This is a genomic window from Pseudomonas sp. MYb541 (genome assembly GCF_037479595.1).
Lineage (GTDB): Bacteria > Pseudomonadota > Gammaproteobacteria > Pseudomonadales > Pseudomonadaceae > Aquipseudomonas > Aquipseudomonas canadensis.
The window spans coordinates 46963-73278 of record NZ_JBBGYS010000020.1 but is presented as its reverse complement, the minus strand read 5'-3'; the positions used below and the strand labels follow the sequence as shown (position 1 = coordinate 73278).

General features: G+C 61.3%; 21 protein-coding genes and 1 pseudogene. 8 read left to right on the top strand and 14 right to left on the bottom strand.

From position 1 onward, the window contains the following. Position 1 precedes the first annotated feature (1 nt). Together WH299_RS14395 and WH299_RS14390 are read left to right on the top strand one after the other, a co-directional pair. Positions 2-307 carry a DUF2834 domain-containing protein gene (locus WH299_RS14395; RefSeq protein WP_339550598.1) on the top strand — a complete coding sequence of 102 codons (306 nt, stop codon included), beginning with the start codon at positions 2-4 and terminating at the stop codon, positions 305-307. Beyond that, positions 300-734: an MAPEG family protein gene (locus WH299_RS14390; protein ID WP_122727374.1), complete on the top strand. Its 435-nt coding sequence runs from the start codon at positions 300-302 to the stop codon at positions 732-734. Before WH299_RS14395 ends, WH299_RS14390 begins: the two co-directional genes overlap by 8 nt. On the opposite strand, the gene WH299_RS14385 is transcribed toward WH299_RS14390, so the two are convergent. The 3 genes from WH299_RS14385 to WH299_RS14375 form a co-directional block, all read right to left on the bottom strand. After that, positions 731-1897 carry a GGDEF domain-containing protein gene (locus WH299_RS14385; protein ID WP_339550597.1) on the bottom strand — a complete coding sequence of 389 codons (1167 nt, stop codon included), beginning with the start codon at positions 1895-1897 and terminating at the stop codon, positions 731-733. The genes WH299_RS14390 and WH299_RS14385 overlap by 4 nt on opposite strands. 101 nt (positions 1898-1998) lie before the next feature. Next, complete coding sequence (locus WH299_RS14380) at positions 1999-3123, bottom strand: sensor histidine kinase (RefSeq protein ID WP_339550595.1); 1125 nt, start codon at positions 3121-3123, stop codon at positions 1999-2001. Positions 3124-3237: 114 nt separating this feature from the next. Then, positions 3238-4449: an MFS transporter gene (locus WH299_RS14375; protein WP_028616354.1), complete on the bottom strand. Its 1212-nt coding sequence runs from the start codon at positions 4447-4449 to the stop codon at positions 3238-3240. A 98-nt stretch (positions 4450-4547) separates the two neighbouring features. Between WH299_RS14375 and WH299_RS14370 the strand changes: the two genes are divergently transcribed. Continuing rightward, entirely contained in the window at positions 4548-5369 is an 822-nt protein-coding gene (locus WH299_RS14370; RefSeq protein ID WP_028616353.1) for an AraC family transcriptional regulator, read from the top strand. Here the strand turns inward: WH299_RS14370 and WH299_RS14365 are convergent. From WH299_RS14365 to WH299_RS14355, 3 genes are read right to left on the bottom strand one after another with little or no spacing between them, the layout of a single operon-like run. Next, complete coding sequence (locus WH299_RS14365) at positions 5362-7944, bottom strand: bifunctional diguanylate cyclase/phosphodiesterase (RefSeq protein WP_339550594.1); 2583 nt, start codon at positions 7942-7944, stop codon at positions 5362-5364. The genes WH299_RS14370 and WH299_RS14365 overlap by 8 nt on opposite strands. A gap of 53 nt (positions 7945-7997) precedes the next feature. Beyond that, entirely contained in the window at positions 7998-9143 is a 1146-nt protein-coding gene (locus WH299_RS14360; protein WP_339550616.1) for an MFS transporter, read from the bottom strand. Positions 9144-9181: 38 nt separating this feature from the next. Continuing rightward, positions 9182-10204, bottom strand: a complete 1023-nt coding sequence (locus WH299_RS14355) for an alpha/beta hydrolase (RefSeq protein ID WP_339550593.1) — start codon at positions 10202-10204, stop codon at positions 9182-9184. Between the two features lie 166 nt (positions 10205-10370). Between WH299_RS14355 and WH299_RS14350 the strand changes: the two genes are divergently transcribed. Next, a complete protein-coding gene (locus WH299_RS14350) occupies positions 10371-11291 on the top strand; it encodes an AraC family transcriptional regulator (RefSeq protein ID WP_339550592.1) in 921 nt (306 codons plus the stop codon). On the opposite strand, the gene WH299_RS14345 is transcribed toward WH299_RS14350, so the two are convergent. Both WH299_RS14345 and proP read right to left on the bottom strand, forming a co-directional pair. Then, positions 11269-11772 carry a GAF domain-containing protein gene (locus tag WH299_RS14345; protein WP_123477727.1) on the bottom strand — a complete coding sequence of 168 codons (504 nt, stop codon included), beginning with the start codon at positions 11770-11772 and terminating at the stop codon, positions 11269-11271. The two genes, WH299_RS14350 and WH299_RS14345, sit on opposite strands and share 23 nt — an antisense overlap. A 50-nt stretch (positions 11773-11822) precedes the next feature. Beyond that, positions 11823-13325 (bottom strand): glycine betaine/L-proline transporter ProP, encoded by a 1503-nt coding sequence (gene proP / locus WH299_RS14340; RefSeq protein WP_038849597.1) that lies wholly within the window; start codon positions 13323-13325, stop codon positions 11823-11825. Between the two features lie 153 nt (positions 13326-13478). On the opposite strand from proP, the gene WH299_RS14335 reads away from it, so the two are divergent. Then, complete coding sequence (locus WH299_RS14335) at positions 13479-14009, top strand: GNAT family N-acetyltransferase (protein WP_122727360.1); 531 nt, start codon at positions 13479-13481, stop codon at positions 14007-14009. 143 nt (positions 14010-14152) lie between these two features. After that, positions 14153-15556: an MFS transporter gene (locus tag WH299_RS14330; protein WP_122727358.1), complete on the top strand. Its 1404-nt coding sequence runs from the start codon at positions 14153-14155 to the stop codon at positions 15554-15556. Positions 15557-15593: 37 nt separating this feature from the next. On the opposite strand, the gene WH299_RS14325 is transcribed toward WH299_RS14330, so the two are convergent. The 3 genes from WH299_RS14325 to WH299_RS14315 all read right to left on the bottom strand — a co-directional run bounded on the left by WH299_RS14325 (position 15594) and on the right by WH299_RS14315 (position 18287). Beyond that, positions 15594-16514, bottom strand: a complete 921-nt coding sequence (locus tag WH299_RS14325; protein WP_339550591.1) for a bifunctional helix-turn-helix transcriptional regulator/GNAT family N-acetyltransferase — start codon at positions 16512-16514, stop codon at positions 15594-15596. Positions 16515-16584: 70 nt separating this feature from the next. Next, a complete protein-coding gene (locus tag WH299_RS14320; protein WP_122727354.1) occupies positions 16585-17877 on the bottom strand; it encodes a PQQ-dependent sugar dehydrogenase in 1293 nt (430 codons plus the stop codon). Next, a complete protein-coding gene (locus WH299_RS14315) occupies positions 17874-18287 on the bottom strand; it encodes a DUF2231 domain-containing protein (protein WP_016979973.1) in 414 nt (137 codons plus the stop codon). The genes WH299_RS14320 and WH299_RS14315 overlap by 4 nt, the downstream gene beginning before the upstream one ends. Positions 18288-18459: 172 nt before the next feature. Here WH299_RS14315 and WH299_RS14310 point away from each other — a divergent pair, with 172 nt between their 5' ends. Together WH299_RS14310 and WH299_RS14305 are read left to right on the top strand one after the other, a co-directional pair. Further along, positions 18460-19488: a UV damage endonuclease UvsE gene (locus WH299_RS14310; protein WP_339550589.1), complete on the top strand. Its 1029-nt coding sequence runs from the start codon at positions 18460-18462 to the stop codon at positions 19486-19488. Positions 19489-19506: 18 nt separating this feature from the next. After that, a complete protein-coding gene (locus WH299_RS14305; RefSeq protein WP_123477718.1) occupies positions 19507-19986 on the top strand; it encodes an AAA family ATPase in 480 nt (159 codons plus the stop codon). A gap of 63 nt (positions 19987-20049) precedes the next feature. Here WH299_RS14305 and WH299_RS29670 read toward each other — a convergent pair whose 3' ends face one another. The 3 genes and pseudogenes from WH299_RS29670 to WH299_RS14295 form a co-directional block, all read right to left on the bottom strand. Further along, positions 20050-20754, bottom strand: coding sequence for a methyl-accepting chemotaxis protein (locus WH299_RS29670; RefSeq protein ID WP_445262710.1), 705 nt, complete (start codon positions 20752-20754; stop codon positions 20050-20052). A gap of 198 nt (positions 20755-20952) precedes the next feature. Then, positions 20953-21906 (bottom strand): annotated as a pseudogene (locus WH299_RS29665) (cache domain-containing protein); the annotation flags it as partial. A 232-nt stretch (positions 21907-22138) separates the two neighbouring features. Next, positions 22139-26113, bottom strand: a complete 3975-nt coding sequence (locus WH299_RS14295) for a bifunctional nitrate reductase/sulfite reductase flavoprotein subunit alpha (RefSeq protein ID WP_339550587.1) — start codon at positions 26111-26113, stop codon at positions 22139-22141. Between the last annotated feature and the right edge of the window lie 203 nt (positions 26114-26316).

The window sequence follows — 26316 nt, the reverse complement described above, 5'->3', positions numbered from 1 at the left end:
CATGAGCAGTCGCTTTATCGCCCTGGCCGGTTTGCTGGGATTTTCGTTCTACACCCTGGCGACGATGCTGACAGCCGAGCAGTCGCTGTGGGCCTTTGGCCTCGAACTGATGTCACGGCCGGACACCGCGCAGGTGGTGATCGACCTGTATTTGATGGCGGTGCTGGCGTGTGTGTGGATGTACCAGGACGTACGACGGCGCGGGCGCTCGGTGGTTTCGTTGCTGCCGTATTTTGTGCTGACGGCAGTTTTTGTGTCGGTGGGGCCGTTGCTTTATTGGGTGGTAAATGGGGTGCGCGATGAGTGATCTTTTGCAGGTTTATGCGCTCTGTGTGCTGGTGCTGTGCCTGAAGATGTTTGCGATTTCCTGTTATCAGGGGGTCTTTCGGATACGGCGCCAGGCGTTTACCAACCTGGAGGATGCAGCGTTCTTCAAGCGTGCTGCGCATTCAGCGGAACTGCCGCAAGTGGTGAGGGCGACCAAGGCCTGGGCGAACGACTTGGAGAATATTCCACTGTTTTTCGTGTTGGGCGGGCTGTGTATTGCGTTGGGGGCGAGCGGCGCTGTGACGGCAGGGTTATGTGTCTGTTTTACCCTTGCACGGGTTGCGCATACGGTGATGTATCTGGTGGGGTGCCAGCCCTGGCGGACGCTCGCGTATGGGCTGGGCGCAATCTGCCTGCTCGGGCAGGGCGCCACTGTGGTTGCCAGGCTGATGGTGATTTCCACTTAACAATAGGGTGCGGTTCCCGTTCTATCCACCAACCGGATGCTATCGCGCCCGGCACGCTTGGTTTCATACAGCGTGGTGTCGCCTTGCTCGATCAACGCCGTGAGGCTTGGTGGCGGCTGGTCGAACAGGTTGGCGCCGATGCTCAGGGTTACCGGCGCCGGCGTGGTGAAGGTTTGCGAGGCCAGTTGGTGAAACTGGTCGCGCAGGCTGCTGCCCAGTTCGACGATTTGCTCGGTGGACGCCGGGTTCAGCAGGATCACGAACTCATCCCCGCCCAGGCGTGCGGCCAATGCTCCCTGGGGCACCACGCTGCGAATCATCTCGCTCAAGGCGATCAGCAAACGGTCGCCGGCGGTGTGGCCGTAGAGGTCGTTGACCGACTTGAAGTTGTCGATGTCGATCAGCAGCAACGCGCCGGGTTGCGCCGGCGAGACCTGGGCCAGCAGGCGCGGTGCGCGCAGGTCGAGGGCGCGGCGGTTGTACAGGGCGGTCAGTGGGTCGCGGGCGGCGAGGCGGGCAATCTGTTGTTCGCGTCGGTAGCGTTCGGAGCCGGTCATCGACAACGCGATCAGCATGATCGCCATGGCGCCTTCCACCAGAGAAATCTGGATGATCTCGCCCTTGAACGCGGCGAGGTCGATCAAGGTGCCGGGGATCATCACCGACAGCGCCTTGGCCACATAAAACGCGCCGTGGATCAACAGCACATAGCGTAGTTGCACGGCGCCGATGCTCAGGGATTTGCCATGGGGCCGCAGTAAAAAGCTGGCGCGCAGGGTCGGCAACGCCACCAACAGCGACTGTACCGCCAGCATGGCTTTAGACCATGAAGGATCGCTCGGCAGCATCAGCATGCAAAACCAGGCCACCAGCATCAGCAGCCACACGGGCGACAAGCGTGTTTGCGTGAATCGCGCCACACCGAGCAAGAACAGGAAATGCGCGGTCACCAGCAAGCCGTTGGCGAACCAGATGCCGATCATCAAATAGCCGTTGATGCGCAGCAGGGCGAGGGTGGAGCCGATGCTGATGGTGGCAAAACCGGCGCTCCAGCACAGCAGCGAAGGTTCGCGCACGCTGCGCCATTCAACGGCCAGGTACAGGGCGGCAGCGGCTGCCAGGGCAACGGTGAGTGCCAAAATCGTAGGAGGGTCGAGCGTCATGTGCTGCCGGGTCTGCCAGGGTTGCGTTGAAAACCGCGATTGTAAGCGTTCGCGCGAGGTTTTCGGAGGCTTACTGGCGAACGGCTATCAACGCATTCAATTTAATGCACTGGCAACGTCGCGCGGAACACCGTTCCCGACGCCAGATCTGACTCGACCTCAATTAAACCTTGATGGGAGGTCACAATTTCAGAGGCGATGAACAAGCCCAATCCAAGACCTTCCGTTGGGCCGTGTTCTATGACCGACCGTTGGGAAAAGCGCCCCATGGGATTGAAGATAAACGGCAGGACATCGGCAGAAATGGGGTTGCCACCGTTGCGCACAGTGAACACCACCGTCTCTGCGCGAGTCGCCAACTCGACTGTGATGGGTAACTGTGCATCGCCGTGTTGCACGGCATTACTGATGATGTTGGAAAATACCTGCTCCATGCGCGGGCCATCAAAGCTGCCAAGCGCCTGGGCTTTTGCTTCGAAGACGATGTTCGAAGCAGGGTGAAAGGCTCGGATCTCCTCGACAATGCGTTCACAGATCGGCGCAAGATCGACCTCCGTACGCTTGACCGGAATGCCTGGCCCCATCTGACAACGTGTCAAATCCAGCAGATCGCCGACGATCTGGCTGGCACGTTGCACACTGGTATAGATCTGCGTGGCCACACGGCTGCCGCGCTCGTCCACAGTCGGCGAGCGCCGGAGCGTGTCGGCGCCCAGCAGAATCGCGCCCAACGGCGTGCGCAGGTCGTGGCCGAGGATGCCCAGGAACACATTGCGCGACGCTTCTACGGCACGTGAGTAACTGGCGATGGATTCTGCCAGTGCCTGGTCGATGGCTTCATGGAAGCGGTTCATGTCGTCGACATCCAGCGCCGTTCCCTGTTTGACCTGGTCAAGCCACTGGCTGAGCACGCTGGTGCGCAACGCGCGGTATTCAGACACCATCTGGTCGATGGAGAAACCCGCCATCAAGCGTGTCACCGCGTGGGTTTCAGCAGGGCTTTCTTCGTCATTCCGCGGCGCCAGCCCTTGCGCCTTGTCAGTTTGCTCCTGCACGGTCTGGGTGGTGCGCAGGTCACTCACGATGGCGCGAAGCATCTGCTCGGCATGATCGCGCAAGCCTTCACGGTCGAGGTCGGCCCCAGGTGTCTGGATGGTGCGGGCAAAGTCTTCCCACGCCTGAAGGATCGGCTCGAGGTTCGCAAGAATGAAGTCAGGCAGGCGCATACGGGAGGTCCTTGGATGGGCAGAAACGCACGGGAAGCTGCCAAACAAGGATTTAAGCACGGAATGGCTACACGCAGGCGTCCTTGCCTGCGTCAGTCGTGGGCGTAGGCGCGATCAAATGCCTTTGGTGGAGGGTAACAAGACGGTCAGAATGCCCACCAGCGGCAGGAACGAACACAGCTTGTAGACGTACTCGATACCGTGGGTATCAGCGAGCAAACCGAGCAAGGCTGCGCCAATCCCGCTGAACCCGAACATCAGGCCGAAGAAGATTCCGGCGATCATGCCCACGTTACCCGGCACCAGTTCCTGGGCATACACCACGATGGCCGAGAAGGCCGACGCGATGATGAACCCGATCACCACGCTCAACACCGCCGTCCAGAACAGGTCGACGTAGGGCAGGGCCAGGGTGAACGGCGCGGCGCCGAGGATGGAGAACCAGATGACTTTCTTGCGCCCGATCTTGTCGCCGATCGGGCCGCCCGCGAAGGTGCCGACGGCCACGGCGCCGAGGAACAGGAACAGGTACATCTGGGAGCTCGCGACCGACAGCTGGAATTTTTCGATCAGGTAGAACGTGAAGTAGCTGGTCAGGCTGGTCATGTACCAGTATTTGGAGAACACCAGCACGGCCAGCACCACCAGGGCGAAGGTCACGCGGCCCTTGGACAAGCCGTGGGTCGCTTTGCCGCCTTGCTTGAGCTTGAACAGGTTGAGGTGGTTGCGGTACCAGCGGCTCAAACCGTAGAGCACCAAGATGGCGAACACCGCAAACAACCCGAACCAGGCGATATTGCCCTGGCCGTAAGGAATGATGATCGCGGCCGCCAGCAACGGGCCGAAAGCACTGCCGGTGTTGCCACCGACCTGGAACGTCGACTGCGCCAGGCCGTAGCGACCGCCGGACGCCAGGCGCGCAACGCGGGAGGTTTCCGGGTGGAAGGTCGACGAGCCGACGCCCACCAGGCCTGCTGCGAGCAGAATCGCCGGGAACGTGCCGACAAACGCCAGCATCAGAATGCCGATCAAGGTGCAGACCATGCCCGCCGGCAGCAGCCAGGGTTTCGGGTGGCGATCGGTGTGGTAGCCGATCCACGGCTGCAGCAGGGATGCGGTCAGCTGGAACGTCAGGGTGATCAGGCCCACCTGGGTAAACGACAGGCCGTAGTTGGCCTTGAGCATTGGGTAGATCGACGGCAGCACAGCCTGGATCAGGTCATTGATCAAATGCGCCAGGGCGCAGGCGCCGAGCACACGCATGACCAAAGGGCTGGCTTGGGGTGTGGTGGTTGCAGCGGCGGGTGACGCGGTGAGGGTCGACATGCAGGCATTCCATACAAGGCAGCTAATCAGAGGCGGCAACTTCTTAAGGTCGCCATCCATTACAAAATGATTCGGCGTTTATGCTAGATTCGTCAGGAATGCCTGTCTCGCGTAATTCGGGCGACAACCATCGCAAAAAGGGCGAAATCATCAAACCATTGAACGAATTCCTCCAGGAAATCAACGAAGGTGCCTGGGCGGTCATCAGTTCCGCCACGGATTATCCGGAAAACTGGGTGATCCCCGACCACAGCCACGAGAAGCATCAACTGCTCTACGCCATCGAAGGCGTGATGGTGGTGTACTCGGCGCTCAACCAATGGACGGTGCCGCCCAATCGCGGGATCTGGATGCCCGCCGGGCAGGTGCATTCCCTGCGTTGCGTGGGCACCCTGAAAATGCGCAGCGTGTTTGTGCGCCCGGATCGCTTCCCGAACATGCCCGGCGAGCCGAAGACGGTGAGTATCTCGCCGCTGCTGAGCGAATTGATCAAGGCCTCGGTGAGCCTGAAACCGCCGTATGCCGAGGACTCGCGGGATGCGCGGATCATGCACCTGATCCTCGACGAGCTCGCCATCCTGCCGGCCTTGCCACTGTCCTTGCCGCAGCCTGCCGACCCGCGCCTGCAGCGCATTTGCCTCGCGTTGCAGGAAGAGCCCGGCGACGCCTCCACGGTCGCCCACTGGAGCGAGCGCCTGAACCTGGACCAGAAAACCATCCAGCGCCTGTTCCGCAAGGAAACCGGCATGACCTTCGGCCAGTGGCGCCAGCAGGCGCGGCTGCTGCTGGCATTGGAGAGGATTGCGGTGGGGGAGAAGGTGATCGATATCGCCCTGGAGCTGGGTTACGAAAGTCCGAGCGCCTTTACCAGCATGTTCAAGAAACAGTTCGGCAAGACGCCGAGTCATTTCTTCAGGTAGGCGCCTGCGTGAGGTTGGCGTGCAGGTCCAACAGACCGTTGAACGCATCAATGTCCAGCGGTCGGCTGAGGAAATAGCCTTGGCCCTCCTCACAGGCCACGCTCTTGAGTAATGCCAAGTGCTCGGCGGTTTCGATGCCCTCGGCTGTCACCGTCAGTGCCAGGGCCCGGCCCAGGCCGACAATCGCCTGGATGATCGCCTTGTCATCGTCGCTGTCTTCCAGGCGGGTCAGGAAGCTGCGGTCGATCTTCAAACCATCGAATGGGAACGCCCGCAGGTAGCTCAGGGATGAGTAACCGGTGCCGAAGTCATCCATGGCGATACGCAGGCCCAAGTGCTTTAGCGTATGCATGACCTCAAGTGCACCGTCGGTATCATCGAGCATGACGCTTTCGGTGATTTCCAGTTCCACCCGTGCCGGGTCGATACCCGACGTCGCCAATGCCTGGCGTGCGCGCTCGACCAGGTTGCCGCGCTTGAATTCGGTGGGTGACAGGTTCACCGACACAAACAGATGCTCTGGCCATTGGGCGGCACGCGCGCAGGCGGTTTCGAGTACCCAGTCGCTCAACGCCAGGATCAGCCCGGACTCCTCGGCAATCGGAATGAAGGTGTCAGGCGCGATCAGCCCACGCACGGGATGTTGCCAGCGCACCAGGGCTTCGGCGCCGACCATTTGCCCGTCGGCGATGCGATAGCGCGGCTGGAAATGCAGGCGCAGCTCGCCGTGTTTGATCGCATAGCGCAGGTCGCTCTCCAAGCGGCGACGTTCGATAATCCGCGCGTTCATGTCGCCGGAGTAGAACCGCCAGGTATTGCGCCCCGCAGCCTTTGCTTCGTACAAGGCAATGTCGGCGTAGCGCAGAAGTTCCGTGGCTTCACGGGTATCGGTGGGGGCGATAGCGATTCCGATGCTGGCGCTGACAAACACCTCCTGCTCGTCGATTCTGATCGTACGCTCGATGGATTCGATCAAGCGCTTGCACAGTGCTTCGACTTCGTCTTGAGTGCCAGCATCGGTCAGGATCAGTACAAATTCATCACCGCCGATTCGCGCGACCAGATCCCCATGGCGAACGCAGTCCGCCAGACGGGCCGACACTTCGTTGAGCACCCGATCACCGGCAGCGTGCCCAAGCAAGTCGTTGACCGGTTTGAACCGGTCGAGGTCCAGGCTGAGCATGACCAACGGCTGCTCCAAGGAGGACAAGGCCTTGAACTTGCCCTCCAGAAACGCCTGCAGGCGCGTGCGATTGGGCAGCCCGGTGAGGGCGTCATGCTGGGACAGGAACTCGATGCGTCGACGGGCCTCGACTTCTTCCGTTACATCGGTGGCCGTTCCGCGAAACCCGCCACACGGCATCTGCCGTGCGGACAGTCGAGTGCTGCGTTCCAGCCCCAATGCATCGACGTAACGACACTGCACGCTGATATCCGGGCGACGTTCGGGGGCGCTGAGCCACTGGGAGAGCAGGCCGCTTTCGGTCTCCAGTAAATCGTTCATTGTGGCGCCGATCCAAGCGTTGCGCACCAGCCCGGTCACGCCTTCAAAGCGTTCCGACAGGTAGGTAAAGCGCCAGCCGGCGTCGATTTCCCATACCCAATCGGAACTGGCTTCCACCACATCGCGAAAGCGGGCTTCGCTGGTGGCCAGGGCGTTCTGACTGTTCTGCAGCGATGAATGGCTGGCGTCCAGGGCGAGTGCGGCGGCGGTGGTGCGCCGCGAAATGACCCAGGTCATCACGCACACCAGCAACGCAGCCAGGCCCAGCAGCGGCAGGCCTACGCCCATCAGGCGCAAGCCGGGACGAGCCGGCTCCCAGTGGAGACTGCCGGCCGAGCCGTTGTCGCCGAGGGGGAAGAGCAAGGTCTTGCCGATTTCATCGGCGGTGGCGACGTGCAGTTTGTCCACGCCGAATTCATCGCCGATCACCGCCAGTTTGGCGCTGTCGAGGATATCGATAAAGATCAGCACCGACGCTGTCCGGCCGTCGGGCAACACCGTGGGGTCGGTACCGGGGGTGATGGCGGCGGCAGCTACCAGTGCAGGGCTGCCACGCACGCTGATAAAAGCCGTGGCGGGTGTCTCATTGTCTGCGCCCCCGCGAGCCTGCTCAAGAATCTCGGTGATGGGCCCACCGAGCCACTGGTTGAGTTCGACGGTCTGTAACTGGCCGTCAACGACGGCATACACCGTGCGGTTGGCGTCGTCGACCACGAACAGGCCTTGAAAGCCGAAATCATCGAACAGCGTGGCGCCGATGTTGCCACGGACAAAGGCCCAATCAGCGTCTACCGTCATATGCAAATGCTTGTAGGCGTCACTCCAGAAGGCGTAGTCCTTGACCGTCACCCGCAGGGACTTTTCCAGCGACTGCACGGCTTTGCGGGTATAGAACGCACTTTCAGCCTGCTCGGAGCGGTCCAGTTCATGGGCCAGATAGACCAACGAGTAGGCCGCGGCGGTAAACACCACGGCCAGCAAGGCCATGAACCTGAAGAGTGAGGTGCGCGCCAGCGACAGACTGGTGCGATCGGAAAGCGAGCGGACGATAGGGGCGAGAGCGTTCGGCATAGTTTCCCGCAGGGCGTCGCTGCTTGTCAGGGGTGTCCCTTGCTATCGGCAGCTCAGGCAAAACATTTAGACCGCCGGGTAGGGTGGCCGCTGGCGCGCGTTGCCAACCACGTCAATAGGGCCGCGACGCTCAGTACCGCAGCACTCAACTCGAATGTCGCCTGATACCCGCTCAGGTCGAACATCAGGCCGCCCACGATAGCGCCGGAAGCGATCGCCAGTTGGATGATCGCCACCATCAAGCCACCCCCTGTCTCGGCGTCGTCGGGCAGGGTTTTTGACAGCCAGGTCCACCAACCCACGGGGGCGGCGGTGGCGACCAGGCCCCAGAGCCCCAGTAATAGCGTGGTTATCGCTGTGGAACTGCCAAACATGACCAGCGCCAGCGCAATCCCGGCCATCACCAAGGGAATAATGCCCAGCGTCAGGAACAGGTTTTTTTTCAGGAAACGCTCAATCACAAACGTCCCCGCAAAACCCGCCAATCCCAGCACCAGCAAGATCAACGACAGCCCGGACGCACTTACCTGGGTGACGGCCTCCAGAAACGGCCGCAGGTAGGTGAACAACATAAACTGGCCCATGAAAAACACACTCACCGCCAGCATGCCCAAGGCCACCGGCGTGCGTTTCATCAAGTGCAGCAGGCTGCTGTTTTTGGCGACGCCTTGAGCCTTGATTGAAGGCAGGCTGATCATCAACCAGGCCGCTGCCAACGTCGCGACGGGGACGACGCAAAAGAATGCCCCGCGCCAGCCGATCAAGCCGCCGACAAAACTGCCCAATGGCGCGGCGATCACCGTCGCCAAAGCGTTGCCACCATTGACGATCGCCAGCGCACGCGGCACCTGGGGCTCAGGCACCAGGCGCATAGCCGTGGCGGCCGACAACGACCAAAAGCCGCCGATGGCCACGCCGATTAACGCACGGCCAAGCATGAACACCGGGTAATTCGGTGCCAGCGCCACCACGGTGCCAGAAACGATCATCAGCACGGTCAAGGCCAGCAAGAGGCGCTTGCGCTCGACCCGCGCCGCTACGCCTGCGATCAGCAGGCTGGTAAGCAACGCAAACAGACCAGACACCGAAATGCCCTGGCCGGCTTGCCCCTCGGTAATCTGCAAGTCGGCCGCCAGGGGCGTGAGCAGGCTTACGGGCATGAACTCGGACGCCACCAGGGCAAAGGCGGCCAGGGACATCGCGAGCACAGCGCCCCAGTTTTTCGGGGTGTCGGAGATCACTTCAAGTTGCTCCTGAAAAAGCTGGCCAGCTTGTCGAACGGGATCAGGCCGACCCGGTCGTACAGGTCCACATGGCCGGCATCCGGGATGATCACCAGTTCCTTGGGCTCGGCAGCACGCTGGTAGGCGTCCTCGCTGAACTCAAGGGAATGGGCATTGGCACCGGCAATCAGCAGCAGTGGTCGTGGGGAAAGCGTCTCGATGTCGTTGAACGGGTAGAAATTCATGAACTTAACGTTGCTGGTCAGCGTCGGCCGCGTGGTGTTTTGCGGCGAGGCACCCGCCGGGGTGAACGCACCACGCGGCGTGCGATAGAAGTCGTAGAACTCATCGCCCACTGCATCGCCGGTCAGCGTCTGAGGCGTGCCGCCGATGTAGACGGTGTTGCCACCCTGGAACTCCACATAACGCTGGTTGGCGGCTTGCAGCAGTACTTGCTGGCGCTGCGCCAAGGTCACGCCGTGTTTAAGGCCGTTACGGTTGGCTGCGCCCATGTCGTACATGCTCACCGTAGCGATGGCTTTGAGGCGCGGGTCGATCTTTGCCGCTGCGATGGCAAAGCTGCCGCTGCCGCAGATGCCAATCACGCCGATGCGCTCGCGGTCGACCATCGGGCGGGTGCCGAGGTAATCCACGGCGGCGCTGAACGCTTCACTGTAAAGATCGGGCAACACGGCATTGCGCGGCTCGCCAGCGCTTGCGCCCCAGAACGACAAGTCCAAGGAAAGGGTGACAAAGCCCTGCTCGGCCATTTTGGTGGCGTACAGATTCGCGCTCTGTTCTTTGACGGCGCCCATCGGGTGGCCGACGATGATTGCCGCATTTTTTGAAGAGGGGGCAAGGTGCTTGGGCACAAACAAATTGCCTGCGACCGTCATGCCATATTGATTGTTGAAGGTGACTTTTTCGACGGTCACCTGCTCGCTTTGGTAGAAGTTGTTAGCACCATTGGACATATCGGCTCCCAGTGTCGACATAGAGGTCACCAGCAAACCCAGGGTGAGCAAGAGGCTTTTCATCGGGGGTTCCTCGAGAAGGTTGGTTCGCGCATTTTCCCGAGTGAGAGCAGGGTTCTGTAGTGCGTTTGACTGGAATACTTGCCTGATCCTCTGAGTCTTGTAGTTTGCCGGGGACGGCCATGGGCGCGACGGGGTAAAGTCCGATGAAGAGAGGAAAGAGCCTGTAATGACCACTCATCAAACATCCTTGAATGCGCTGATCCAGGCCATCGGCTCGCGCGTGCACGCGCCCGGTGACTACCCCATGCCGATTCCGGGCCTGGGTTTTTATCACCGTGATCAGCCTGCAACACCCGTCGTGTGCATGGTGGAACCGTGCATCGTGCTGGTCGCCCAGGGTGAAAAGCAGTTGTGGGTCGGTGGCGAGGGCTACCCGTATGACACGTCATGCTTCCTGGTGACCTCCCTGGACATTCCCGCCAACTCCGAAGTGCTGGCGGCCAGCCCAGAGCATCCGTGCCTGGGGCTCACTTTCAAGCTGGACTTGCGCATATTGGCCGAGCTGATCGCCCAGAGTGAGCTACCGCCAACGCGGGAGCGGGCAGTGTTGAAGGGCGTGGGTATCGGCACGGTGACCGAGGGCATGCTGGCATCGTTTGCGCGCCTGGTGGCGCTGCTCGATGAGCCTGAAGCCATCCCGGTGCTAGCGCCTTTGATTCAGCGTGAAATCCATTACCGGCTACTGAAAAGCGACCAGGCGAACCGATTGCGCCAGATCTGCTCCGTCGACGGGCAGGGGTATCGGATTGCCAAGGCCATCGATTGGCTGAAGCTCAATTACACCGCGGCCTTGCGCGTGGAGGAGTTGGCCGCGCGCGCGCAAATGAGCGCAGCGACGTTTCACCATCACTTTCGCCAACTGACGGCAATGAGCCCGTTGCAGTATCAGAAGTGGCTGCGCCTTAACGAGGCGCGGCGCTTGATGTTGAACGAGCATCAGGACGTGTCCAGCGCGGCGTTCAAGGTGGGCTATGAAAGCCCCTCTCAGTTCAGTCGCGAATACGGCCGCTTGTTTGGGGTGCCACCCAAACGTGATATCGCGGCGCTGCGTGGCAGGACCGAGGTCAATGATCGGACGTCAAATTAGCAAAGAATATGCACCCGATCAGCCGCGCAAACAGGTTCAGGGTTTCCGGCAGGTTGGGGTCCTCAAACAGCATTGCTCTTGAATCGAGCGCGCACAGAGCGCCAAACAGGCGGCCGTCGGGCAGGAAAATCGGCGCGCCGGCATAGCTCTCAATGGCGAATTGCTTGACCACCGGGCGGGCGGCGAAGCGGCCGTTCTGGCTGATCTGCGGGATGAACAGGGTTTGCGGGTTGATGCAAAATTCGCTGCACAGGGTGGTTTCCAGATCGAGCACATCGTCGACATGGATGCCCATGTCCACGGTGTCGTGCACCGAGCAGACTACCCATTCCAGGTCGGTGAATTTGGCGATGCCGGCAAAGCGCATCCCCGTCAGGCGGGTGACCAGTTGCAGGATGCTGGTGGTGGCTTCTATTTCGGCGATGGCAGCACGCTCATCGGCGCTGAGCAGGGACTGTGGTGCGGTGACGCTTGGAACCATGGGGACACTCCAGTTGCGGGGCGGCCCGAGCCGCCACGCGCTTTCAGGTGTTAGTTGATACGCGGATGTTGCTCGACCAGGTTCTTGCGCTTGGCCTCCAGTTCGGCAATTTCGGCATCGATGTCTTCGATCTTCTGCTCGATATTGTCGTGATGCTCCTGCAGCAGTTCCTTGGCTTCTTCCATGTCCGAAGCGGCCGGCGCTGCGCCACGCAGCGGCTTGTTCGCGGTTTCCTTCATGGTCAGGCCGGTGATCAGGCCGACCACGGCAAACACCATCAGGTAGTAAGCAGGCATAAACAGATCGTTGGTGCTTTCCACCAACCAGGCTACGGCGGTCGGGGTCACGCCAGCGATCAGCACCGACACGTTGAACGCACTGGCCAACGCGCTGTAGCGCAGGTGAGTCGGGAACATTGCGGGCAGCGTCGAAGCCATCACGCCGATGAAGAAGTTGAGGATCACGGCGAGGATCAGCAAGCCCGCGAAGATCAGGCCGATCTTGCCGCTGGTGATCAGCATGAACGCCGGGATGGACAGGAACAACAGGCCGATACTGCCGGCGATGATGAAGGGCTTGCGGCCGATCTTGTCGCTGATGAAACCAATGAACGGCTGCACGAACAGCATGCCGACCATGATCGCGATGATGATCAGCACGCCGCTGTTTTCTTTGTAGTGCAGGTTGTGCGACAGGTAGCTCGGCATGTAGGTGAGCAACATGTAGTAGGTCACGTTGGTCGCCGCCACGATGCCGATGCAGGTCAGCAGGCTGCGCCAGTGCTTGGTCGCCACTTCCTTGAACGAGACTTTGGGGCCGTGGGTCAGGCCTTCGCGGTCGCCTTGCTCCATTTTGTCCATGTGCTGCTGGAAGGCTGGGGTCTCTTCCAGCGCATGACGCAGGTACAGGCCGATAATACCCAGGGGCAGGGCAAGGAAGAACGGCAGGCGCCAGCCCCATGACTCAAAGTCAGCTTCGCCCAATATGCTTGAGATCAGCACGACAACGCCCGCGCCCAGCACGAAACCGGCGATGGATCCGAAGTCCAGCCAACTGCCGAGGAAGCCGCGCTTGCGGTCCGGGGCATACTCGGCGACGAAGATCGAGGCGCCGGTGTACTCACCGCCCACCGAGAAACCCTGGGCCATTTTGCACAGCAACAGCAAAATCGGCGCCCAGATACCGATGGAGGCGTAGGAGGGGATCAGGCCGATGGCAAAGGTGCTCAGGGACATGATCACGATGGTTGCGGCGAGGACCTTTTGCCGTCCGTATTTATCGCCCAGGGCGCCGAAGAACAGGCCACCCAGGGGACGGATCAGGAACGGCACCGAGAACGTGCCGAGTGCAGCGATCATTTGTACGCTGGGCGAGGCGTCGGGGAAGAACACCTTGCCGAGCACATAGGCGACGAAACCGTAGACGCCAAAGTCGAACCATTCCATGGCGTTACCCAGGGCAGCGGCGGTGATTGCCTTGCGCACCTTGGTGTCGTCGACGATGGTGATGTCTTTCAATCCGATGGGCTTGACGCTTTTCTTACGTAATTTCATGCGGGACACTCTAAAGCAGAACAGGGGAGGTGCCATCGTTGCGATGGCACCGCTCTGTCAGTTCAGATACAAGCGGACATGAAATAATTCACCACTTTTTGCGTTTTTTTGCACATGCATTGAACTTCACAGGTTTGCCCAGGAGAAAACCGAATGCCCGCTGCCGCCTCGCGCCTGACCTACCGTCGCCCACAACCCGGTGACGTGCAGCGATTGTTCGCGATCTACGGCGATCCGCAGACCAACCTGTTCAACCCCGCCGGCCCCATGGCCAGCCTGGAGGTTGCACAACGCCTGCTCGATCACTGGCTCGAACAGTGGGCTACCCAAGGCTACGGCTGGTGGGCGATTGCACGCGTCGAAGCGCCGGATCACATCATCGGCTTTGGTGGAATCGCGCCGGTGGACTACCTGACCGAAAGACGCATCAACCTGGGTTACCGGTTTGCGGTGCAAGCCTGGGGGCAGGGCTACGCCACCGAGTTGGGCCGTGACGCATTGAAGCTGGCCTTCGAAACACTTGGCTTGCCCGAAGTGTTCGGGTTGGTACGGCCGGATCACGCGGCATCCATTCGCGTGCTGGAAAAGATCGGCATGCAGCCTTTCGGTACGCTCGATGATGTGCCGGGCAAGGCACCCAGCCTGGTACTACGCGTTCGTCATCCTACAACTGCTTTTGCCTGACATTTCACATACCCGCGCAATACCTCGATAAACGGCAATCTTTCAGATTGACAGCGTTCAGGCGGCCCGATATAAAAGTCGCAGTTGTACGACGACATATGACGTTACATGTGTCCTACCTAACAAAAATAAAAAGTGATGCCATGAACTTGAACGAGCCCATCAACGCTCACCGCGTTGGCCAAGCTGTAGGCAACTATCGCTGGACCATCTGCGCGATGCTGTTCTTCGCGACTACCGTCAACTACCTCGACCGCCAGGTGCTCAGTCTCTTGGCCCCTCAGTTGTCCACGCAATTTGGCTGGAGCAATACCGACTACGCGAACATTGCGGCGGTGTTCCAGTTTGTCTACGCGATCTCCATGCTGTTCGCCGGGCGCTTCGTCGACAAGATCGGCACCAAGACGGCGTATGTGGTTGCGATCGGCATCTGGTCCACGGGCGCCATCATGCATGCATTCTCGGTGCCGATGGGCGAGGGCATTGCGGCCATCAGCGGGGCGATCGGCCTGGCGGTGATCCCGGTGTCCATTGCGGGCTTCATGTTGTCCCGTGCGGTGCTGGCGATTGGCGAGGCGGGCAACTTCCCGATTGCGATCAAGGCCACCGCCGAGTACTTCCCCAAGAAAGAACGCTCGCTGGCCACTGGCATCTTCAACTCCGGCGCCAACGTGGGCGCGATCCTGGCGCCGATTTGCGTACCGTTGATCGCCGGTCTCTGGGGCTGGGAAGCCGCGTTCATCGTGATTGGCGCGTTGGGTTTCGTGTGGGTGGCGGTGTGGATCGCGCTCTACCAAAAGCCGGATGAACAGAAGCGCCTGTCGGCGGCGGAGCTGGCTTACATCCGCAGCGACCAGACCGTGCAACCCTTCACCCCGGCACCGGCCGGCGCTGTGGAGAAGAAAGTTTCGTGGTTCAAGCTGCTCACTTATCGCCAGACCTGGGCCTTTGCCTTCGGCAAGTTCATGACCGATGGCGTGTGGTGGTTCTTCCTGTTCTGGTTGCCCACCTACCTGTCGGCGCAGTACGGCATGAAAGGCGCTGATATCGTCATGCCGCTGGCGGTGCTGTACAGCATGACCATGGTCGGCAGTATCGGCGGCGGCTGGTTCCCCAGCTACTTCATGGCACGCGGCGATGCGCCCTACGATGGCCGTATGAAAGCCATGTTGGTGATCGCGCTGTTCCCGCTGGTGGTGTTGCTGGCGCAGCCATTGGGCTATATCAGCTTCTGGGTGCCGGTATTGCTGATTGGCGTGGGCGCCTCGGCGCACCAGGCGTGGTCATGCAATATCTTCACCACGGTGTCGGACATGTTCCCGCAGAAAACCGTGGCCTCGGTGGTCGGTATCGGCGGCATGGCCGGCGGCCTGGGTGGCGTGGTAATGACCAAGATCGGCGGTTGGGTGTTCGACTACTACAAGTCCGTCGGCGACATCCATACCGGCTACATGATCATGTTCGCGATCTGCGCACTGGCCTACCTGGTGGCCTGGAGCGTGATGAAGACGCTGGTGCCGCGTCACAAGGAAATCACTGACCTGTAAGGTCTTATGTCCCGCGCCGCAACGGCGCGGGGCCGCTTTAAAGCGTGAGCGCCCAGGTCTGGCTGACCAAGGATTTGCCGAAGCTGTCTATCGTTTCTTCCTCGACCAACGCGAACCCGGCCTTCTGATAGAGCTTGCGTGCATCGCTGAGGATGTCCACCGTCCACAGTTGCATGCGTTGGTAGCCGACCTGCCGGGCAAAGCGCACACACTCATCCACCAGCCGTTGGCCGATGCCCATGCCGCGCGCACTGGCGTCCACGTAGAGCATGCGCAGCTGGGCTGTGGTTTCGCCGTGGCGGATGACGAACACCGAGCCCACCACTTCGCCGTCCTTTTCCGCGATCCAGCAACGCTCGCAGGTTGGATCAAACGCCCTCAGGTACTTGGCGACCGTCTCCGCCACCAATGCTTCGAACTCCCAGTTCCAACCATATTCACGGGCATACAATGCGGTCTGTTGTTGCACCACCACGCCCATGTCGCCTGGCTGTGGGTCGCGTAGCAGATAGCTGGGCGTCGTGCCTTGCAGCAGGGCCTGAATGCGCTTCATGGCGTCGGTGAGTTGCCGCTGTTGGGGTTCCGGCAGGTTGTCGAGCAGGGCGATGACTTCGCTTTGGGTCTGCTGTTCCAGAGGCGCCAGCACCGCACGGCCGTGGTCGGTGAGGTGCAGTTGCACCGCGCGGGCATCGGTGGCGGAGCGGACTTTCTGGATCAGGCCCTTCTTTTCGAAACCACTGGTCAATCGGCTCAGGTAACCCGCGTCGAGGCTGAGCATCTGGCAGAGGTCGGCGCTGGTGAGATCACCACGGGTAGACAATTCGTACATCACGCGGATTTCGGTGAGCGAATAGTCGCTCTGCAGCAGGTGTTCCTGCAGCACGCCGATCTGGTGGGTGTAGAAGCGATTGAAGCCGCGCACGATGCCGGCGCGTTCGACAAGCAGGGGAGTGGACATGCGGGAATGCTCGAATGGTTGCCTGAAGCAATTATATTGTTGCTTCAGGCAACCATGTCAAACACTTTGCTTAGCGGTTACGCGTCACCCGCCAAAGGGTATTGGCCAAGTCATCGGCAATGATCAGCGCACCTTTCGGGTCCACCGTCACACCGACTGGGCGGCCACGGGTCTTGCCGTCGTCTCCGCGAAAGCCGGTGGCAAAGTCGATCGGTTCACCGGACGGCTTGCCGTTGCTGAACGGCACGAAGATCACTTTGTAGCCCACCGGGTTGTCGCGGTTCCAACTGCCGTGCTCACCGACAAACACGCCGTCAGCGAACTGCTCGCCCATTTGCGGGATGGAGAAGTCCACGCCGAGCGCTGCCACATGGGAGCCCAGGCTGTAATCCGGCTTGATCGCGGCGGCGACCTTGGCCGGGTTCTGCGGTTGGGCGCGCGGGTCGACATTCTGGCCCCAGTAGCTGTAGGGCCAGCCATAGAACGCGCCTTCACGCACCGAGGTCAGGTAGTCCGGTACCAGGTCGGGGCCCAGTTCGTCGCGTTCGTTGACCACGGTCCAGAGTTGCCCGGTGTCCGGCTGGATCGTCAGTGCCGTCGGGTTGCGCAGGCCTGTTGCATAAGGCTTGTGCGCGCCAGTGGCGGCGTCGATCTGCCAGACCATTGCGCGATCGATCTCCACTTCCATGCCACGTTCGGTAACGTTGCTGTTGGAGCCGATACCCACGTAAAGCTGACTGCCATCGGCACTCACCGCCAGGGATTTGGTCCAGTGGTGGTTGATCTGCGCCGGCAGGTCGGTGACCTTGGTGGGCGGGCCAGCGGCCTTGGTCTGGCCGTCGGCGTAGTCGAAACTCACCAGCGCATCCTGGTTGGCCACGTAGAGCTTGCCGTTGGCAAACGCCAGGCCGTACGGCGCGTTGAGGTTTTCGGCGAACACGGTCTTGAGTTCATAGGTGCCGTCACCGTCGGCGTCACGCAGCAAGGTCAGGCGGTTGCCGCCCTTGACCTTGGTGTTGCCTTCGGCCTTGATCAGGCTGGCGATCACATCCTTGGGCTTGAGCTTGGCCGCGCTGCCGCCACGGCCCTCGGCGACGAGGATGTCACCGTTGGGCAGCACCAGGGTCTGGCGCGGGATTGCGAGATCAGTGGCAATCGCAGTGATGCTGTAGCCTTGCGGCACCTTGGGTTTCTGATCGCCCCAGGGCGCGGGCTCGGCAATCTTCATGCTCGGCAGCAGGCTGCTTTGTTGTTCCGGCAGCTTGGGATCGGGGCCGCGGGCCTGGGTCTTGTCGCCTTCACCACCGCAGGCGGTCAGCAGCAGGGCGGCGCTCAATAGCGTCAATGTGTTGGACGTTTTCATTTAACACCTCCCGCGCGCAGGCCGGTCCAGGTGGCCGCCAACGTCAGCAGCAAGACAATCGCCGACAGGATCAGGCCGCCGGGCATCGACGCGTAGGCGTCCTTGGCGTGTTGGAAGGCATTGACCAGGCCGAGTATCCAGGTGGCCAACAACAGCAGTACATAACGCGTGGGTTGGCCTGCCTTGCGCTCGGCACGGAGCAGGTTGACCAGCGCAAACAAAAACGCGAAACCGGCGAACACCAGCGCACCGGCAATCAGCCAGGCCGAGAAGTTGGCCCATTGAATCTGGTAGGTCTGGGTGTAGGCAATGTCGCTGAGCAAGGCACCGAGAAACAACGGCACGGTGCCGGCGAGCAAGGTCGCATGCAGCGGCCCGGGTGCGTATCGGTAGGCGGGAAGGGTAGTCATAAGGGGGCGGCTCCTTGTTGTACAACGCCCCTGGACGGGGCAGCGCATAAGAAGTGAACGCAGTGCGTGTGAGAAAGTTCAGCGTGAAACGTTTCGAAATAGTGGGAACCCTCTAGGGGCGCCCCGGCCTAACGCCGTATCATTCCGGCTTTTTCTCTCGCCAGGCGCCTCCATGACTCAACCTCGCATCGGCTTTGCGTGTCAGTACAAACATCCTGAGCGCCTGCTGTCCGCCAGTGCCTTGAAGTTGATTGAAGGCCCGTTCAACCCACGCACCACCACGTTGCGCTGGATGGACAGCGTCACGCCGCAAGTGGCCCGCGACAAGCTGGTGGAAGTGGTCACGCACAACCTGGCCGCCCAGTTACAGCTTTTGGCTTATGTGGCGCAATTGCCGCCGACCTTGCGCATGTTGCGCCTGAGCAGCGATCTGCTGCCGTTCTACAGCCACCCGAAAGTCGCTGCCGTGTACCAAGACCCGGCCATCGAGCGGCAACTGGTGGAAGGGTTCGCCGCCATCGGTGAGTTGGCCCGCGCGTCGGATATCCGCCTGTCCTTCCACCCCGGCCAGTACTGCGTGCTCGGTTCGGAAAACCCCGGCGTGGTGGAAAACAGCCTGGCCGAATTCGAATACCATGCCGATATGATTCGCATGATGGGCTACGGCCGTCGCTTCCAGGACCTCAAGTGCAACGTGCACATCGCCGGCCGCCTTGGCGTGGAAGGCACCCGCGCGGTGTGGTCACGCCTGTCGGAGGTGGCGCGTAACTGCATCACCTTCGAGAACGATGAGAAAACCTACGGGCTCGACCATTGCCTGCAAGTCGCTGACCTGGCGCCGGTGGTATTGGACATCCACCACTGCTGGATCAACGAAAACGACTACATCGACCCCCACTCCGAGCGCGTCGCCCGCGTGATTGAAAGCTGGCGCGGCGTGCGCCCAACCATGCATTACTCCCAGCCCCAGGAAGTCTTGCAGGAACTGGGTTTCGACGCCGAGCACAAGTTGGAAATGGACGCGCTGTTGCAGGTGGTGTCCAAGCGCGACCTCTACGCCCACAGCGCTCAGATGTGGAACCGGTGGACCAACGACTACGCGCTGCAGTTCCTTGACCGCTTCGACATCATGCTGGAAGCCAAGGATAAAAACGTGGCGGCGCTGGCCTTTTATGAACACTTCAAGCGACATTCAATCTAGAAGAAGGAGCCTTCACCTATGCCGACCCTCCACCTGCTCTGCGGAAAAATAGCCTCTGGCAAATCCACACTCGCCAAGACCCTTGCAGTCAAACACGACGCCTTTTTGTTCAGTGAAGACCACTGGCTCGCTACGCTTTACCCCGGTGAAGTCAGCTCTATTTCTGACTACCTTGCTCGCTCCCAGCGCATGCGCGGTGTGTTGGGGCCGTTGGTCATCAATCTGCTGCAGTCGGGTGTCAATGTGGTGCTGGATTTTCCTGCCAACACCTTGGCCAATCGTGAATGGCTGCTAGGCCTCGCGCAGACAGCCGAGGTGCCGCACTGTTTGCACTACCTTGAACTCGATGACAGCACCTGCCGGGCCCGACTGCATGCGCGCAATGCACAGGGCGAGCATGACTTCGCCGCCACTGATGCCGAGTTTGACCTGATCACCCGTCACTTCTGTGCGCCCAGCGAGTCGGAAGGCCTGGTGATTGAGAGGCACCGTCCATAAGCGGTTTCGGCCGTCCCTGGACATTGCCTTGGCCGTGAACGGTGACTTTAATCGCCGGTTTGCTCAGGACTTGAACCGTCCCACCAGCCCATTCAACTCATCCGACAGGTTCGACAACCGCCCCGAATCGTCCTGCGCCGAGTTGGCCAGGCTTTCCACCAGCCGTGCTTCGTCGTAGATCTGCTGGATATGCCGGTTGATCTCTTCGGCCACGCTGTGTTGTTCCTCGGCGGCAGCGGAGATCTGCAGGTTCTGGTCACGGATCTCATTGACCGACGTCTGGATGCCTTCAAAGCTGTCCCGCGCGTTTTCGATGGACGACACACTGGCCCGCGACAGGTCGAGGCAGCTGCCCATCTTTTGCGTGACTTCCTGGGTCTTGTTTTCCAGGGTGCCGAGCAGTTGCTCGATCTCTCCAGTGGAGTCGGACGTGCGCTTGGCCAGCGCGCGCACTTCGTCGGCTACCACCGCAAAACCACGGCCTTGATCACCCGCACGGGCGGCTTCGATGGCGGCGTTGAGCGCCAACAAGTTGGTCTGTTCGGCAATCGCACGGATGGTGCCGAGGATCTGGTTGATGCTGCGGCTGCCGGCTTCCAGTTCGACCATGGCCTGGGATGACTCGGTCAGGCGGCGCCCCAGGCGGTTGACGTTGTCGGTGGTGACTTCGATCTGCTGCTTGCCCTCGGCGACGCGACGGTGCCCGTTCTCGGCGGATTCCGCCGCGCCACTGCAGGAGCGTGCGACTTCGTTGGCAGTGGCGACCATCTCGTTGAACGCCGTAGACACAAGTTCTACCGCCTCACGCTGGCGCCCGGCCGCCTCGTTCATGTTGTGCGCCACCTCGCTGTTGACCTTGGACGCGTTCTGCAAGTTGGCCGAGGCCGCGCCGATGTGTTGGATCAGTTGGCGGATCGCCGCAAGGAACTTGTTGAACCAGCCGGCCAGTTCGGCGGTTTCATCCTTGCCCTGGACCTGCAATTCGTGGCGCAAGTCGCCTTCGCCCTGGGCGATGGACTGCAAGCCGGTACTGACCTGGCCGATGGGTTTGACGATGACCTTGGAAAATGCTGCCGCGATCAGCCCGAAGATCAGCACCAGCACCGCGACGATGATGGCGGTGAGGTAGGTCATGCGCGTGGCTTCGGCCATGACTTCACGGTGTTCGATCAGCCCGATATAGCGCCAGCCGAGGCCGGGGGAGGTCCACACGTTGGCCATGTAGCGTACGCCGTCGATCACCACTTCGGTGGAGCCCTGCGCTGTGTCGGCCAACTGTGCATAGGCTGTGCCCAGGTCTTTGAGCGGCTTGAAGTTGTGGGCGGCGTTGCGCGGGTCGACCAGCACCACGCCGTCCTCGATCAGCATCACGTAGCCGCTTTCGCCCAGCTTGATGCTCTTGAGCAGTTCGGTGAGGTTTTTCAGTGAAACGCTGACCACGAACACGCCCTTGGCCTTGCCGTTTTCCAGTAGGGCGCGCGCGGTACCCACCAGGGCGACGTCGTCTTTGTCGTAGTAATACGCGGGGGTGCGCACGGTCTTGCCGGGGCTGGCCATGGCCGCCTTGTACCAGGGGCGGGTGCGCGGGTCGTACTTGGCCAGTTGCGGGTCATCCGGCCATTTGGCGTAGGTGCCGTCTTCGAGGCCGATGGACAGGATGGCCGCCGCCGGGTGTGTGGCGCCAAAGCGCGCGAAGCGGTCGATCACCGCTTGCGCCTCGGCGGGCATGGGCTGGCTGGCCGCGTCGGCAGGCTGGTAGTTCTTCAGCGTGTTCACTGAGGTGTATACAGGATCAGTGGCCATTTGATCGACGTTTTGCAGCGTACCGTCGAAGAACTGGCGGATATTGCCGTCGATCTGACGGATTTCCCGGGTACTGCCGTCGATAAACTGATCCACCGCCTGGGTCCGCGTGTTCATGACCGAAATCACGGCCACCAGGCTTACCGGGATGAAAGCAACGGAGACAAATGCGAGTACCAGCTTATTTTTTATTTTCATCGAGACGACCATCAGCGTGAAGGGCGGCCAAATCATCGCGCACCTCGATCAGGATTGCGGCGATTTGCTATCACTGATGTTTCGGCCCGGTCCCGGTAAATCTTTAGGGTTTTTTGTACACAATACAAAGTGCTTATTGTTCTGTATCCAATCAATACACATCACGCAGATATCGCTTCTGCTCACTTAACTGCCGCCAGTACTCCACAGCACCCTCGACGCCAAGCCCGCCGTGGGTTTGCGCGACTTGGCGCAGGGCCTGGTCGACATCTTTGGCCATGTGGCTGGCGTCACCGCAGATGTACAGCTTGGCGCCATCCTGCAACCAGCGCCACAGCTCGGCCCCCTGTTCGCGGATGCGGTCCTGCACGTAGACCTTTTGCGCCTGGTCGCGCGAGAACGCCAGGCTCAAGTGGTTGAGCAGGCCGTCGCGCTGCATGCCTTGCAGTTCGTCCTGATAGTAGAAATCGCTGGCGGCGTGCTGTTCACCGAAGAACAGCCAGTTGCGCCCCTGATGACCCAGCGCGCGACGTTCCTGCAAGAACGCGCGAAAGGGCGCGATACCGGTGCCGGGCCCGATCATGATCATGGGTACGTCGCCGTCGGTGGGCGTGCGAAAGTGCTTGGACGGCTGCACGAACAGCGGCACTTCGCCGTCGCCGACCCGGTCAGCCAGGAACGTCGAGGACACACCCTTGCGCTTGCCATAGCGCACGGCAGCCACGGTGAGATGCACTTCCTGCGGATAGGCCTTGGCACTCGAAGCGATTGAATACAAGCGTGGTTGCAAGCGCTTGAGGGTGCCCAGTAATTCATCCGCCGAGCACTCGATGGGGTATGCCTGCAGCACATCCGCCAGTTGCCGGCCCCACAGCCAGTCATTCAGTTCGGCCTTGTGTTCGGGGTTGAGCAAGTGCTTGAGGCCAGGGTTGGCGCTGCGCTCGGCGATGAAGGCCAAGGTGTCGCTGCTGGGCCGGGCGATTTCGAAGTGCTGGGTCAAGGCCTGTTGCAGCGGCACATCGCCGAAGGTGTCGATGTTCACGCTGGTATGGGCGTTCAGGCAGGTGAGGTCGAGCAGTTCGTTGACCAGTTCGGGGCAGTTGCGCGGCCGCACGCCCAGCGCATCGCCGGCTTCGTAGGTCAGCCCGGAGCCGGCCAGGTCCAGGGCGAACTGACGGGTTTCCTTGTGGGTACTGAGCGGGTTCAGGTGCCGGTTGAGCAGCAGGCGTGAGCCGTACAATTTGGTTTTACCGGCGGGGGTGGCGGGCGCGATGGGCTTTGTCGGGGCGAGGGTTTGCTGGAAACGCACCAGCCACGCATCGGCCAGCGCTTCGAATTCGGTGTCGCAGTCGACGCGTTCCAGCAGGCGGGTGGCGCCCAGTTCCAACAGGCGTTGGTCGAGTTGCTTGCCGTGGTTGCAGAACTGGTCATAGTTCGGATCACCCAGGGCCAGCACTGCGAAGCGCAAGGACTCCAGGCGCGTCTCGGCGGTGCTGAGGCTGCGCCAGAAACCTTCGCCATTGTCCGGTGGGTCGCCGTCGCCAAAGGTGCTGCTGATCAGCGCCAGGGTGTGGGTGCTTGCCAGTTTGCTCGCCGGGAAATCCGACATCGCGCTCAGTTCCACGGCAATGCCCGCGTCGCGCAGCCGTTTGGCAAAACGCTCGGCCAAGGCTTCGGCGTTGCCGGTTTGCGAGGCCCACAACAAGGTGACGTCTGGGGAGGGCGCTGCGTGGGATTGCGTATGGCTGAACAAACCGCCGAGCAAGCCGTTCAGCCACAGCCGCGCGGCATCCGTCAGCGGCGCATTGGCGGGCATGGTCGGCACGCCGACCGCCTGGCGTGTGGCGTTGGACTGCAGGCCGCTGAGAAAGCCGGCGAGGTAGGTGCGCTCATTCTCGCTCAAGGGTGGCGCGGGTAGGTTGCGGATGCCGGCGATTTCGGCAAAGGCGTCGAGGCGCGACATGGCGGTGTCCTCTGCTACGGGGGAAGGGCGGTCCAGGAATTGGTGGTCGATCAGCTCGACGCGAGCCAGGGCGACGGCGCAGTACTTGAACTCCGGCTGTAAGGAGATCGGGTCCACCGCGTCGTTGGTCACCGCGTTGATTGCCAGGTTTTCACCGAATACATCGTTCCAGTGGAACGGCGCAAAACAATTGCCTGGCCGCACACGGTCGGTGACCACGGCGGGCAGAACGGCGCGGCCGCGCTGGGAGCGTATTTCGACTCGATCCTTGTCCTTGATACCCAAGCGGCTCGCGTCTTCGGGGTGTAATTCCACAAAGGGGCCGGGGTTGAGTTTATTCAGGGTCGCAACCTTGCCGGTCTTGGTCAGGGTGTGCCATTGGTGTTGCACGCGGCCGGTGTTGAGCACGAAGGGGAACGCGTCTTCCGGCATTTCTGCGGGTGGCATATGGGGGCGGGCGAAAAACTGGGCTTTGCCGTTTTCGGTGGCGAAGGCGAGGGTGCCTGTGTCCAGGTAGCGGATTGGGTTGCGGTCCGCGCCATCCTCCGACGCGCAAGGCCATTGCAGCGGCTTCTCACGCAGGCGCGGGTAGCTCGCGCCACGCAGGTCGTAGCCGGTCTTGGGGTTCCAGGCGCGTTTGATTTCTTCAAACACGTCGGCGGCGGATGCATAGGTGAACGCATCGGCAAAGCCCATTTCACAGGCGACCCTGGCGATGATCTGCCAGTCGGGCAGGGTCTCGCCGGGCGCGTCGACGGCCTTTTGCATCAGGGTCAGGTTGCGTTCGGAGTTGATCATCACCCCTTCGGCCTCGGCCCACAGCGCGCCGGGCAACAGAATGTCGGCGTAGCGGTTGGTCTCGGTATCGAGAAAAGCATCCTGGGTGATCACCAGTTCGGCGGTTTGCAGGCCTTTGATCACGGTCTGCCGGTTAGGCACGCTGGCGACCGGGTTGGTGCAGATGATCCAGCAGGCCTTGATCTGCCCGGCGGCCATCTGTTCGAACATCGCCACGGTGCCGCTGCCAGCCTGGCGCGGCAGGCTGTCGTGGGGGATCTGCCACAGGTCTTCGATAAAGGCGCGGTCGGCCTCGACCAGCACCGATCGTTGCCCCGGCAGTCCAGGGCCCATGTAACCCATTTCGCGCCCGCCCATGGCGTTGGGTTGACCCGTGAGGGAAAACGGCCCGCTGCCCGGACGGCAGATGGCGCCAGTGGCCAGGTGCAGGTTGCACAGCGCGTTGGTGTGCCAGGTGCCGTGGGTGCTCTGGTTGAGGCCCATGGTCCAGCAGCTCATCCACTCGGCAGCCTGGCCGATACAGTCGGCGGCTTGGCGGATATCGGCTTCGGCCAGGCCGGTGATGGCGGCGACTTGATCTGGCGAATAGTCCTCCAGGAATTCCGGCATCGCCTCCCAGCCTTCGGTAAAGGCGGCGATAAAGGCAGGGTCGGTGTGGCCGTTTTTGACCAGCAGGTGCAGCAGACCATTGAGCAACGCCAGGTCGGTGCCGGGTTTGATCGGCAGGAACAGGTTGGCCTTGTCCGCCGTGGCACTGCGCCGGGGGTCGACCACGATCAGCTTCGCCCCGGCCTTGACCCGGTCCATCATGCGCAAGAACAGAATCGGGTGACAGTCAGCCATGTTCGCGCCGATCACGAAGAACAGGTCGGCGCGATCGAAGTCTTCATATGACCCCGGCGGGCCGTCGGAGCCGAGGGAGAGTTTGTAGCCACTGCCGGCGCTGGCCATGCACAGCCGCGAGTTGGACTCGATGTTGGGGGTGCGGACGAAACCCTTGGCCAATTTGTTGATCAGGTACTGGGACTCCAGCGACATCTGCCCTGACACGTAGAAAGCCAATGCGTCCGGGCCGTGCGTGTCGAGGGTGTGACGCAGGCGGCGCGCGGTTTCGCGGATGGCGTTGTCCATGCCGATGCGCACCGGGTCATGCTCCCGGGCCTGGCGTACATAGGCGTTTTCCATGCGCCCGGACTCGGCGATGGCTTGCCCGCAGGTGGTGCCCTTGGTGCACAGGCGGCCAAAGTTGGTGGGGTGGGCCTTATCGCCGATCACCTTGACCACTTTATTGTCTTGTACCTGCATGACGATGCCACAGCCCACGCCACAATAGGGACACACACTGCGTATGCTTTGGTTGGCCATCTGAAACCTGCGTAAACAAAAAAGGCGCCTTGCAACCCTCCGTTCAGAACGGGGATTACACGGCGCCTTTGTCGTGAGAGGGCAGTCAGCGTTGACTGCTTGGTTGGGGTGTTCCTAGCAAGTCACGCGCCAGGTTTTTGAACTGCCCTTTGATACCGAGGCGCCCTGGGCGCGGGGCAAGCCCGCTCACCACAGAAAACCAT

Excerpts from the sequence above, each read along its gene's own strand:
- WH299_RS14310 (WP_339550589.1), top strand. The coding sequence starts at position 18,460 with ATGACTCAACCTCGCATCGGCTTTGCGTGTCAGTACAAACATCCTGAG.
- WH299_RS14395 (WP_339550598.1), top strand. The coding sequence starts at position 2 with ATGAGCAGTCGCTTTATCGCCCTGGCCGGTTTGCTGGGATTTTCGTTC.
- WH299_RS14320 (WP_122727354.1), bottom strand. The coding sequence starts at position 17,877 with ATGAAAACGTCCAACACATTGACGCTATTGAGCGCCGCCCTGCTGCTG.
- WH299_RS14315 (WP_016979973.1), bottom strand. The coding sequence starts at position 18,287 with ATGACTACCCTTCCCGCCTACCGATACGCACCCGGGCCGCTGCATGCG.
- WH299_RS14325 (WP_339550591.1), bottom strand. The coding sequence starts at position 16,514 with ATGTCCACTCCCCTGCTTGTCGAACGCGCCGGCATCGTGCGCGGCTTC.
- WH299_RS14335 (WP_122727360.1), top strand. The coding sequence starts at position 13,479 with ATGCCCGCTGCCGCCTCGCGCCTGACCTACCGTCGCCCACAACCCGGT.
- WH299_RS14360 (WP_339550616.1), bottom strand. The coding sequence starts at position 9,143 with ATGTCCCTGGCCGCCTTTGCCCTGGTGGCGTCCGAGTTCATGCCCGTA.
- WH299_RS14390 (WP_122727374.1), top strand. The coding sequence starts at position 300 with ATGAGTGATCTTTTGCAGGTTTATGCGCTCTGTGTGCTGGTGCTGTGC.
- WH299_RS14380 (WP_339550595.1), bottom strand. The coding sequence starts at position 3,123 with ATGCGCCTGCCTGACTTCATTCTTGCGAACCTCGAGCCGATCCTTCAG.
- WH299_RS14350 (WP_339550592.1), top strand. The coding sequence starts at position 10,371 with ATGACCACTCATCAAACATCCTTGAATGCGCTGATCCAGGCCATCGGC.
- WH299_RS29670 (WP_445262710.1), bottom strand. The coding sequence starts at position 20,754 with ATGGTCGCCACTGCCAACGAAGTCGCACGCTCCTGCAGTGGCGCGGCG.
- WH299_RS14365 (WP_339550594.1), bottom strand. The coding sequence starts at position 7,944 with ATGCCGAACGCTCTCGCCCCTATCGTCCGCTCGCTTTCCGATCGCACC.
- WH299_RS14345 (WP_123477727.1), bottom strand. The coding sequence starts at position 11,772 with ATGGTTCCAAGCGTCACCGCACCACAGTCCCTGCTCAGCGCCGATGAG.
- WH299_RS14330 (WP_122727358.1), top strand. The coding sequence starts at position 14,153 with ATGAACTTGAACGAGCCCATCAACGCTCACCGCGTTGGCCAAGCTGTA.
- WH299_RS14370 (WP_028616353.1), top strand. The coding sequence starts at position 4,548 with ATGCCTGTCTCGCGTAATTCGGGCGACAACCATCGCAAAAAGGGCGAA.
- WH299_RS14355 (WP_339550593.1), bottom strand. The coding sequence starts at position 10,204 with ATGAAAAGCCTCTTGCTCACCCTGGGTTTGCTGGTGACCTCTATGTCG.
- proP (WP_038849597.1), bottom strand. The coding sequence starts at position 13,325 with ATGAAATTACGTAAGAAAAGCGTCAAGCCCATCGGATTGAAAGACATC.
- WH299_RS14375 (WP_028616354.1), bottom strand. The coding sequence starts at position 4,449 with ATGTCGACCCTCACCGCGTCACCCGCCGCTGCAACCACCACACCCCAA.
- WH299_RS14295 (WP_339550587.1), bottom strand. The coding sequence starts at position 26,113 with ATGGCCAACCAAAGCATACGCAGTGTGTGTCCCTATTGTGGCGTGGGC.
- WH299_RS14385 (WP_339550597.1), bottom strand. The coding sequence starts at position 1,897 with ATGACGCTCGACCCTCCTACGATTTTGGCACTCACCGTTGCCCTGGCA.
- WH299_RS14305 (WP_123477718.1), top strand. The coding sequence starts at position 19,507 with ATGCCGACCCTCCACCTGCTCTGCGGAAAAATAGCCTCTGGCAAATCC.